At 64.7% G+C, this 10,719-nt stretch carries 8 protein-coding genes; 6 read left to right on the forward strand and 2 right to left on the reverse strand.

What is annotated here, in order from left to right:
• Nucleotides 1-9: 9 nt before the first annotated feature.
• On the reverse strand, nt 10-891 hold the full coding sequence (locus tag BMF89_RS21130; protein ID WP_078109009.1) for an aldo/keto reductase: 882 nt from the start codon (nt 889-891) through the stop codon (nt 10-12).
• Nucleotides 892-945: 54 nt separating this feature from the next.
• The gene (locus BMF89_RS21135; protein ID WP_078109017.1) at nt 946-1,908 is read right to left on the reverse strand and encodes a sugar-binding domain-containing protein; all 963 of its coding nucleotides are present in this window, start codon (nt 1,906-1,908) and stop codon (nt 946-948) included.
• 124 nt (nt 1,909-2,032) lie between these two features.
• On the opposite strand from BMF89_RS21135, the gene BMF89_RS21140 reads away from it, so the two are divergent.
• The 6 genes from BMF89_RS21140 to BMF89_RS21165 form a co-directional block, all read left to right on the forward strand.
• Nucleotides 2,033-3,832: a glycerol-3-phosphate dehydrogenase/oxidase gene (locus BMF89_RS21140; protein WP_078109010.1), complete on the forward strand. Its 1,800-nt coding sequence runs from the start codon at nt 2,033-2,035 to the stop codon at nt 3,830-3,832.
• A 174-nt stretch (nt 3,833-4,006) separates the two neighbouring features.
• Nucleotides 4,007-4,756, forward strand: a complete 750-nt coding sequence (locus tag BMF89_RS21145) for an MIP/aquaporin family protein (RefSeq protein ID WP_078109011.1) — start codon at nt 4,007-4,009, stop codon at nt 4,754-4,756.
• Nucleotides 4,757-4,813: 57 nt separating this feature from the next.
• Nucleotides 4,814-6,328 carry a glycerol kinase GlpK gene (glpK, locus tag BMF89_RS21150; RefSeq protein ID WP_078109012.1) on the forward strand — a complete coding sequence of 505 codons (1,515 nt, stop codon included), beginning with the start codon at nt 4,814-4,816 and terminating at the stop codon, nt 6,326-6,328.
• 431 nt (nt 6,329-6,759) lie between these two features.
• Nucleotides 6,760-9,288, forward strand: a complete 2,529-nt coding sequence (leuS, locus tag BMF89_RS21155) for a leucine--tRNA ligase (protein ID WP_078109018.1) — start codon at nt 6,760-6,762, stop codon at nt 9,286-9,288.
• 58 nt (nt 9,289-9,346) lie between these two features.
• Nucleotides 9,347-10,369, forward strand: a complete 1,023-nt coding sequence (locus tag BMF89_RS21160) for a DegV family protein (RefSeq protein ID WP_078109013.1) — start codon at nt 9,347-9,349, stop codon at nt 10,367-10,369.
• 102 nt (nt 10,370-10,471) lie between these two features.
• The coding region (locus BMF89_RS21165) for a hypothetical protein (protein ID WP_216353867.1) at nt 10,472-10,719 on the forward strand (248 nt) is incomplete at its 3' end.

Raw genomic sequence — 10,719 nt, forward strand, 5'->3', positions numbered from 1 at the left:
CGGCAGGTCCTAGTTGACGTTGTCCGGGTGTGACCCGGTGCGGTGGTGGCGTTCGAGTGCGGCCAGGCCATCCATGTCGTCGGCATCAAGCTCGAAGCCGAAGACGTCGAAGTTCTCCTGGATGCGTGCCGCGGTGCTCGCTTTGGGGATGACGATGTTTCCCAGCTGGAGGTGCCAGCGGATGATGATTTGCGCGGGTGTCTTTCCGTACTTGTCCGCGAGTGCACGGACGGCCGGATCATGGAGGACCTGGCCCCGGCCCAGAGGGCTCCACGCCTCGGTGCGGATGCGCAGCTGCTCGTGGAGCGTGCGGAGCCGGGTCTGCTGCAACCATGGGTGCAATTCAATCTGGTTCACGGCTGGAACCACTTCGGCTTTTTCCATGAGTGCCTCGAGATGGGCCGGCTGGAAGTTGGAGACTCCGATCGCGCGCACGCGGCCTTCGCGGTACAGGGTTTCCATGGCACGGTAGCTCTCCTGGAACAAGCCGCGCCCCGCGCACGGCCAATGGATGAGGTACAGGTCGACGTAGTCGAGGCCCAGATTGGCCATGGAGGAATCGAAGGCGCGCAGCGTGGAGTCGTAGCCCTGGTCGTCGTTCCAGAGCTTGGTGGTGACAAAAACGTCTTCGCGGGAGAGTCCGTGAGTGCCCTCCCCGGAGCCTCCCGTGTTGCTGTCCACTCCCGGCGGCGAAATCACAGCACTGCCGATGCCGCGGCCGACGCCGGTTTCGTTCCCATACATTGCGGCTGTGTCGAAATGCCTGTAGCCGGCGCCTAGCGCAGTGGCGACCAAAGACGTGGTTTCCGTCGGCGGCACCTTATAGAGCCCGAACCCCAACTGGTCAATCAAGACACCGTTGTTGAGATTGAGCCGAGGCGAGGGTTTCATAGCCAAGACTCTACCTACCTCGATGCCGGGAATGTTTCAGGGTCCTTCAGTTTTTCAGGAAGGGCTGCCGAAACTGACCAGGTGCTTCGCTGTGGCCTCGTCCAGGATCAGATCCGTTGCCAGCCCCGCTGCAAGGGCTCCGCGCAGCCCGTTGATCTTGGAGGCACCCGAGACGACACAAATGCGGCGGCGGACCTGCCGCAATTGCTCGTGGCTTGGGCCGGTGGACCGCTCGTTGAGGGTGATGCCGTCGGACGAGCCGTCGGCACGGAAGAAGACGGTGGCAACATCGCCCACGACGTCCAAGCTGGCAAGCAGGTTCAAGTCTGTTTCATCGAGGTAGCCGCCTGCGTAGACGTGGCTGGGGTAGTCCGAATGCACCGAGCCGACACCGAAGATGGCGATGCTCATCCTGGCCTGGAGGTCGAGCACTCGCTGGACGCTGCGCTCATTCCACATGGCGGTCTTCGTGGAGGCGTGGTCGAAGAAGGCGGGCACCGGGAACTGTTCCACCCGCGCCCCGTAGGCGATGCCGAAACGACGCATGATGTCGCTGGCATAGGTGATGCCGGTGGTCTGCATGTTGCCGGCGCCGTTGAGCTGCACGATAGTGCTGCCGTGCGTGATCTTGCGGGTCAGGTGCCTGCTGACGGCGCTGATGGTCGCACCCCAGGCCACTCCGATGATGGCGTTGGAATCGACGAGGGGACCGATGGTGCGTGCGGCCTGCGTCGCCACCCGGTCCAGGGTTTCCGCCTCGTTCAAGGTGTCCAGGACCGGTACCACGTGCACATCGACGCCGTAGTGGCTGCGGATCATGCGCTCCAGTTCGGGGGCAGAATCAAGGGGACTGCGGATCTGGATCTGGACCAGTCCCGATTCGCGGGCCGAGGACAGCAGTCGGGAGACGGTTGAGCGGGAGGTCCGGAGTTCGCGGGCAATGGCGTCCATCGTGAGGTCTTGGAGGTAGTACATCTGAGCCGCCCGAAGGGCCTCTGAATGTCGTGATCGTGGCATCTCGGTTCCGTTCTGCACGTTTGTGCAAATAGCTTGATTTCATTTTCCATTCCTTCGAAGAATAGTTGTGCAAGGTGCGACGTCAAGTGATGCAGCGCATACACCAAAGCCCAAGGGAGCAGTTTTGGGATACACCAGCAATTCCGGTTCCGCAGCAGAATCACCACTCCGGACCTCGGTTTCGGCACTACGCCAGCGGCCGAAGGCCCAGGTGCTGATCATCGGAGGCGGCATCAACGGCGTCGGAACGTTCCGTGATCTGGCATTGCAAGGCGTGGACGTCGCCCTCGTGGAACGCGGTGACTATTGCCAGGGCGCCAGCGGCGCCTCATCCCACATGATCCACGGCGGCATCCGCTACCTCGAGAACGGGGAATTCCGGCTCGTCCAGGAATCGGTCGTCGAGCGCAACCGGCTGTTGAAGATCGCCCCGCATTACGTCAAGCCGCTGCAGACAACCATCCCCATCTTCAGCACCTTCTCCGGGATACTGTCCGCCCCCACGCGCTTCCTCACGCACAAGCAAGGCAAGCCGAAGGAGCGCGGCGCGTTCCTCATCAAGCTCGGACTGGGCATGTACGACTTCTTCTCCCGCGACGGAGGCAGCGTTCCGCGCCACCAGTTCCGCGGCAGGGAGAGGGCGCTGGCCGAATTGCCGCGGTTGCACCCCGGCATCAAGTACGCAGCCACCTACTTTGACGCGTCCGTGCACAACCCGGAGCGCCTGACGCTCGATGTGCTGCAGGACGGAGAAAAGGCGGGCATCGGTGGCGGCTTACCAGGCGGAAGCGCCCGGGCCAGCAATTACGTCTCCCTCGTTTCGACGGACACCGCCGCTGGTTCAGCCGGGGCTGTGGTGCTGCGCGACGAACTCACGGGCGAGGAATTCAGCTTCCAGGCCGACGTGATCGTCAACACCACCGGCGCCTGGGTGGACCTCACCAACGAGGCAATGGGGGCCGCGAGCCGATTCATGGGCGGAACCAAGGGTTCCCACATTGTCCTGGACCACCCGGAGTTGCTCGCAGCGTGCGGAGGCCGCGAGATCTTCTTCGAACACACGGACGGACGGATCGTCCTGATCTATCCAATGGGGGACCGCGTCCTGGTCGGCACCACCGACGTCGAGGCGGACATGGCCCAGGATGCCGTGTGCACGGAAGCCGAGATCGACTACTTCTTCGACCTCGTCGGACATGTCTTCCCGTCGATCACGGTCGAGCGCAGCCAGATCGTCTACAGCTTCGCCGGCGTCCGACCGCTCCCGCGCCACGACGATACCCAGCCGGGCTTCGTATCCCGCGACTACCGCATCGAGCGAAGCACGCGGGAAGCGTCCGGCGCGGCCGTTGCCCAAGGCGGCAAGGCCGCCGTCGTACTTTCATTGATCGGCGGAAAGTGGACCACTTTCCGGGCCCTTGCCGAACACTTGAGCAACGATGTGCTCCGGGAACTGGGTATGGAGCGAAAGGTTTCGACGGCGAAACTCGCCATCGGCGGCGGCTTGGGTTTCCCGGACAGTGAGGACGGAATCCAGGACTGGGTCAAGAAGCACATGGCGCCCGGCCTCGGTGCCGATCGTGTCAGCGGCCTGCTGACACGTTATGGCACCCGCGCCGAGGACGTCATTGCGTACCTCAAGGGAGGCGAGGACCGGAAGCTCCGGTCCACGGACGAGCTCAGCGTTCGGGAGCTCGAGTTCATGGCCGCCAAGGAGCAGATCGGTCACCTCGTGGATGTCCTCATCCGCCGCACTTCGCTGGCCTTCCGGGGCCTCGTGACGGGGGAGCTCCTCAACGAAATCGCCGAGGTCCTCGCAGTCCGGCTCGGCTGGGATGCAGCAAAGCGCGAAGCGGAAATCCATCACGCGCAGGAGGTGCTTCTGCGTTTTCATGGCGTGACTGTTCACAGCCTCGTCGCATGAACGTAATGTACGTCACATCAGCTTGATTGTTCGGGGCAAGAAGCCCGGACGCAAGGGTTGCGGTGCTCCGCTCGGCAAAGGAGGGCCGCAACCGGGACGGCGGAAACAGACGCCGGACCAACGGCCCCCACAAAACCTGCAGGGCTGACAACAGAAGAAAATGAGGAGTCAAAGATGTCTCTCGGAATTGTTTTCCTTTCCGAAGTGTTCGGAACCGGCATGCTTACCCTCCTTGGCTGTGGCGTTGTTGCAAACGTCGCGCTCAAGGGCACAAAGGGCAACAATGGCGGATTCCTGATGGTGAATTTTGGCTGGGGCATTGCAGTGTTTGCCGGTGTATACGTGGCGGCCATGTCCGGTGCGCACCTGAATCCGGCAGTGACGCTTGGTCTCTTGGTTGACGGCAAGGCCGAGTTCGCCCCGGGGGTGGCCGTGAGTGCGGCATCCACGTTCACCTACTTCGGTGGAGAACTGCTCGGTGCCTTCCTTGGCGCCGTCTTCGCCTGGCTCGCCCACAAGCAGCACTTCGACGCCGAGCCCTTGGCAGCCAGCAAGCTTGCTGTCTTCTCCACGGGACCGGCCATCCGCTCGTACCCCTGGAACCTCGTCACCGAAATCATCGCCACGTTCGTGCTGGTCTTCGTGATCCTGACCTTCGGAGGCACTCCCTCCGGCCTGGGGCCGCTCGCGGTGGCATTGCTCGTCGTCGGCATCGGCGCCTCGCTCGGCGGCCCGACGGGTTACGCAATCAACCCCGCCCGTGACCTCGGTCCGCGTATCGCCCACGCTATTCTGCCGATCAAGGGCAAGGGTTCCAGCGACTGGGCCTACGCCTGGGTTCCGATCGTGGGCCCGCTCCTGGGTGGAATGATCGCCGGACTCGTCGCCCACTCAATACCGATCATGGCCACGGTCGCCAAGTAGTACACCGCTCAGACACCAATCCCGCATCCACCAAAGCAAGCAGACAAGGACGTCACAATGTCGCAATACGTCATCGCCATTGACCAGGGAACCACCAGCTCGCGTGCCATCGTGTTCGATCACTCCGGCAACATTGTCTCCACGGGCCAGATGGAGCACGAGCAGATCTTTCCCCAGGCCGGTTGGGTAGAGCACAACCCAGTGGAGATCTGGAACAACGTCAGGGAGGTCGTCGGTTCCGCGTTGTCGAAGGCCAACCTGACCAGGCACGACATCGCCGCCGTCGGCATCACGAACCAGCGCGAAACCGCCGTCGTGTGGGACAAGAACACGGGCGAGCCCATTTACAACGCGATCGTCTGGCAGGACACCCGCACACAGTCCATCGTGGACGAACTGGGCCAGGACGGCGGACCCGAGCGGTTCAAGCAAAAGGTCGGCCTGCCCCTGGCTACCTATTTCTCCGGCACCAAGATCAAGTGGATCCTGGACAACGTCGAGGGTGCGCGTGCCAAGGCTGAAGCCGGGGACCTCGTCTTCGGCAACACCGACTGCTGGGTCCTGTGGAACCTGACGGGCGGCGTGGACGGTGGCGTGCACGCCACGGACGTCACCAATGCCTCGCGCACCATGTTCATGGACCTCGACACCTTGCAATGGGACCAGGAGATCCTGGATGCGTTCGGCGTGCCGGCGTCGATGATGCCCGCCATCAAGTCCTCCTCCGAGGTCTACGGAACGGTGCACACCTCGCAGCTGCTGCGCGAAGTGCCCGTCGCAGGCATCCTGGGCGACCAGCAGGCAGCAACGTTCGGCCAAGCGGCGTTCCAAGCAGGCGAAGCCAAGAACACCTACGGTACCGGCTGCTTCCTGATCTTCAACACGGGCGAGGAAATCGTCCACTCGAAGAACGGCCTGCTGACGACGCTCGGATACAAGCTGGGCGACGCCAAACCGCACTACGCCCTCGAAGGTTCCATCGCCGTCACGGGCTCACTGATCCAGTGGCTCCGCGACAACCTCGGCATGATCAGCTCCGCGCCCGAAGTGGAGACGCTGGCTGCCGGCGTCGAGGACAACGGCGGCGTCTACATCGTGCCCGCGTTCTCCGGCCTGTTCGCCCCGTACTGGCGCGCCGACGCCCGCGGTGCCATCGTTGGCCTGACCCGTTTTGCCAACAAGGGCCACATCGCCCGCGCGGCCCTGGAGGCCACCGCCTTCCAGACCCGCGAAGTGCTCGACGCCGTCAACGCGGACTCGGGCGTTCCGCTAACCGAATTGAAGGTCGACGGCGGCATGGTGGCCAACGAGGCGCTCATGCAGTTCCAGGCAGACATCCTGGGCGTGCCCGTGGTCCGTCCGAAGGTCGTGGAGACCACGGCCCTGGGTGCCGCCTACGCAGCGGGCCTCGCCGTCGGCTTCTGGAAGGACCTCGGCGAACTCAGCTCGAACTGGGGCGAGGACAAGCGCTGGGAGCCGCAGCTGGACGGCGCCGAGCGTGACCGCCAGATGCGCCTCTGGAAGAAGGCAGTGACCAAGTCCATGGATTGGGTGGACGAGGACGTTAAGTAGGCCTCACCTCGGTTGAGGGAGGCCGCGCTTGCCTAAGCTAGGGGCCGCCTCGCCTGTTTCGATGGGGCGGCCCCTGCCCCGCCCGCCGAGTTAGTTCTACTCGCCCCGAAAAGGGGCCGGTAACTCCCGCCCGCCCGCTTCGCGGTGCCCACCACACCATGGCGGGGAGTCACCGGCCCCTTTTCTAGTGCGCTGCTCACCGGCGCGATGTGCGGCGTCTGTTGCGTGTTTGCACACTACACATAACAAAGCGGTAAGGTGGCTTTATGCGTGCGATCCTTCTGCTTAGCTAGCCGCCCGGTATACGTCGATTTAGACCATCGCGAACCGAGCGGCCGCCCCTCCTTGCCGAGGGGCTTTTGTGTGTCCGGGACCTTCCGGGACCCGGAGCAGGAGGCAAAACCGTCATGGAAGAACAGAAGAGGGCAGCAGTGAGCGTTCAGCCGGAGACAGAAACCGGAGCACAGTCAACAGTGGCAGGCGAGGCGGCCGAGGAGGGTGTCTACAGCTTCGCCTCGATGGAGGCCAAGTGGCCGCAGGTCTGGGAAGACCTCAAAGTCTTCACTCCTGTCGACGACGGCTCCCGCGAGCGGCGCTACGTCCTGGACATGTTTCCCTACCCCTCGGGCGACCTCCACATGGGCCACGCCGAGGCTTTCGCAATGGGCGACGTCGTGGCGCGGTACCTCCGCCAGAAGGGTTTCGACGTCCTGCACCCCATCGGCTGGGACTCCTTTGGCCTGCCCGCGGAGAACGCCGCCATCAAGCGCAACGCACACCCCAGCGAGTGGACGTACGCCAATATCGATACGCAGGCTGCATCGTTCAAGCGTTACGCAATCTCTGCCGACTGGTCCCGCCGGCTGCACACTTCGGACCCGGAGTACTACCGCTGGACGCAGTGGCTGTTCAAGCGCTTCTACGAGCGCGGGCTGGCCTACCGCAAGGATTCCCCGGTCAACTGGTGCCCGAAGGACCTGACCGTCCTGGCCAACGAGCAGGTAGTCAACGGCGCGTGCGAACGCTGCGGGACCCCTGTCACGAAGAAGTCCCTGAACCAGTGGTACTTCAAGATCACCGACTACGCCGACCGCTTGCTGAACGACATGTCCGAACTTCAGGGGCACTGGCCCGAGCGCGTCCTGGCAATGCAGCGCAACTGGATCGGCCGCTCCGAGGGCGCCCACGTGCGGTTCGCCATCGAAGCCGCGGATGGCCGCGCCGAGCGCGAAGTCACTGTCTTCACCACCCGCCCGGACACCTTGTATGGTGCAACGTTCTTCGTCGTCGCCGCGGATGCGCACCTGGCGCTGGACCTGGTCACGCCCGAACACCACGACTCCCTCATGGCTTACCGCGAGAAGGTCAAGGCGCTGTCGGACATCGAGCGCCAGTCGACTGAGCGCGAGAAGACCGGTGTGTTCACCGGCCGCTACGCCATCAACCCGCTCAATGGTGAAAGGCTGCCAGTATGGGCGGCCGACTACGTGCTCGCCGACTACGGCACGGGCGCCATCATGGCCGTACCCGCGCACGACCAGCGCGACCTCGACTTCGCCCGCGCCTTTGACCTGCCGGTGCGCCCGGTCCTGAACACCGGCGGTGAAGACCCGGCGGAGACCGGCATTGCGACCGCTGGCGAGGGCACATTGATGAACTCCGGCGAACTGGACGGCTTGTCCAAGGCCGAAGCCATCCCCGCAGCCATCGACATCCTGGAGAAGTTGGGCACAGGGGAGAAGTTCGTCAACTTCCGCCTGCGCGACTGGCTCCTGAGCCGCCAGCGCTTCTGGGGTACCCCGATCCCCATCATCCACTGCGCCGAATGCGGCGAGGTGCCGGTGCCGGACGATCAGCTGCCGGTCCGTCTGCCCGAAAACCTGCGCGGCGAGGCACTCTCGCCACGCGGAACGTCTCCACTCGCCGCGGCACTCGAATGGGTCAACGTCGAGTGCCCGAACTGCGGACGGGCCGCCCAGCGCGACACGGACACCATGGACACGTTCGTTGACTCCTCCTGGTACTTCCTGCGCTTCGTTTCCCCGCACTACACCGAGGGACCGTTCGATCCGGCCAAGATCAACGACTGGATGCCGGTCGGCCAGTACGTGGGCGGCGTGGAGCACGCCATCCTGCACTTGCTGTATGCGCGCTTCTTCACCAAGGTCATCCACGACATGGGCATGCTCGACGCGGACGAACCCTTCAGCGCCCTGCTCAACCAGGGGCAGGTCCTCAACGGCGGCAAGGCCATGAGCAAGTCACTGGGCAACGGTGTGGATCTTGGCGAGCAACTCGACAAGTTCGGCGTCGATGCAGTCCGCTTGACCATGGTCTTTGCCTCCCCGCCTGAGGACGACGTCGACTGGGCTGATGTGTCGCCGTCGGGCTCAGCAAAGTTCCTTGCCCGCGCCTGGCGCCTTGGCCAGGACGTGGCGAGCGAGCCCGGCGTCGATGTCTCCACTGGTGACCGCGCGCTGCGCACCGTCACCCACAGGACCATCGCCGACGCCGCTGAGCTGTTGGACAACAACAAGTTCAACGTCGTGGTTGCCAAGCTGATGGAGCTGGTCAACGCGACCCGCAAGACCATCGACTCCGGTGCCGGTGGCGCAGACCCCGCGGTTCGTGAAGCCGTCGAAGCCGTGGCGGTCATCCTCAGCCTCTTCGCGCCGTACACGGCCGAGGACCTGTGGAACCAGTTGGGCCACCCGGCCTCGGTGGCGAACGCCGGCTGGCCCTCCCACGATGCCTCGCTTCTTGTCCAGGACACCGTGACAGCCGTGGTGCAGGTGCAGGGCAAGGTCCGTGACCGCTTGGACGTTTCGCCGGACATCAGTGAGGACGCCCTGCGCGAGCTCGCCCTGGCCAGCGACAACGTGCAGCGGGCACTCGATGGCCGCGGCATCCGTACCGTGATCGTGCGCGCGCCTAAACTGGTGAACATCGTCCCGGCTTAGCCGGGAAAACGGCCGCCGGCGCTTGCCGGCGGCCGGCCACCAGCTCCAGGAGGCTCCCTTGACGGACCGCGAACCACCCGCATGGTTGTGGCTCAAGGAACGTTTGGCCCGCCTGCGTCAGTCCACGACGCCGGGCCGCGCCGGAACTGAGCCGGCGCCCGCCGTCGTCCGCACCGCCGTCGTCACCGACTCCGCTGCCGCTCTCCCTGCCGATTGGGTCAAGGCGTTCGTTGCAGACGGCCGCCTCGCCGTCGTGCCGATGCCAGTCATGGTGGGCGAGGAGATCTACGGCGAGGGGGAGGACGACATCACCCAGACGCTCGCGCTTGCACTGGCTGCGGGATCGTCCGTGAAGACGTCCAGGCCCTCACCGGGCCAGTTCGAACAGGCTTATCTCGCCGCCCGGGACCGCGGTTTCGAAGCCGTCGTCTCCATCCACATTTCCGCAGGGCTGTCTGGCACCGCCGATGCAGCCCTGATGGCCGCTGATCGTGTCTCGATCCCCGTTGAAGTCATTGACTCCCGCACTGTGGGAATGGCCCAAGGCATGGGCGTCCAAAGCGCGCTGGTTGCCGCCGCAGACGGCCGCTCGGCAGCGGAAGTCCGGCGCTTCGCCGAGGAGCGATTGGCCCGCACCAAGGTCTATTTCTATGTGCCGAGCCTCGAGCAGCTGCGTCGCGGCGGACGGATCGGCACCGCCGCATCCTGGCTCGGGACGATGCTGTCCATCAAGCCGATCCTCGCGGTCGACGGCGGCAAGATCGTGCCGCTCGAGAAGGTGCGCTCGGCTGCGAAGGCCGTCGCGCGGCTCGAAGAAATCGTTGCAGCGGATGTTAGTGCCCGGCCTGCAGGGCAATCGCGGCTCGCCGTGCATCACTTTGGGAACCTGGCGGAGGCAGAGCGCCTCGCGGCCCGGCTTGCGGAAAACTGCCCCGGTTGCCCGCCGGCACAGATCAGTGCCCTGCCAGCCGTTCTGGCGGCCCACGCCGGGCTCGGGGTCCTGGCGGTGGTTATCGGGGAGAGCAGCACGCCTGGCGCCATAACGCCCCTGCGCGACAGCGCGGAAGCTGGGACGGACTAAGCGAACACGACGACGAGCCAGCCGTAAGTGCGGTCAGGCTGCTCGTGTATGCCCTCTGAGCGACGGACCTTTTTTGTCGTAGCCTCCTGGCAGAGTGTTTCCATGGAAGCGATCGGATACTTCGACAAGCGGCAGGGCCTTGCGTCCCGCGGGCTTTTCGGGGTGTCCCGTCATGCCCGTCTTCCGCATCTTGCCGGAGTCCCGGGCGGGCTGGCGTTCCTGGATCCTCCCGGCCCGGGCGGCCGGGGCGGCCGGCAGGCCGTGTTGGACGGTGCCGTGGCGGCGCTGAGGTCGCTGGCGGAGAAAGCGGCCGACGACGTCGGAGGCCCGGGTTTCCAGGAGGCTGTCGC

The organism is Arthrobacter sp. SRS-W-1-2016 (assembly GCF_002009585.1).
Taxonomy (GTDB): domain Bacteria; phylum Actinomycetota; class Actinomycetes; order Actinomycetales; family Micrococcaceae; genus Arthrobacter; species Arthrobacter bambusae_A.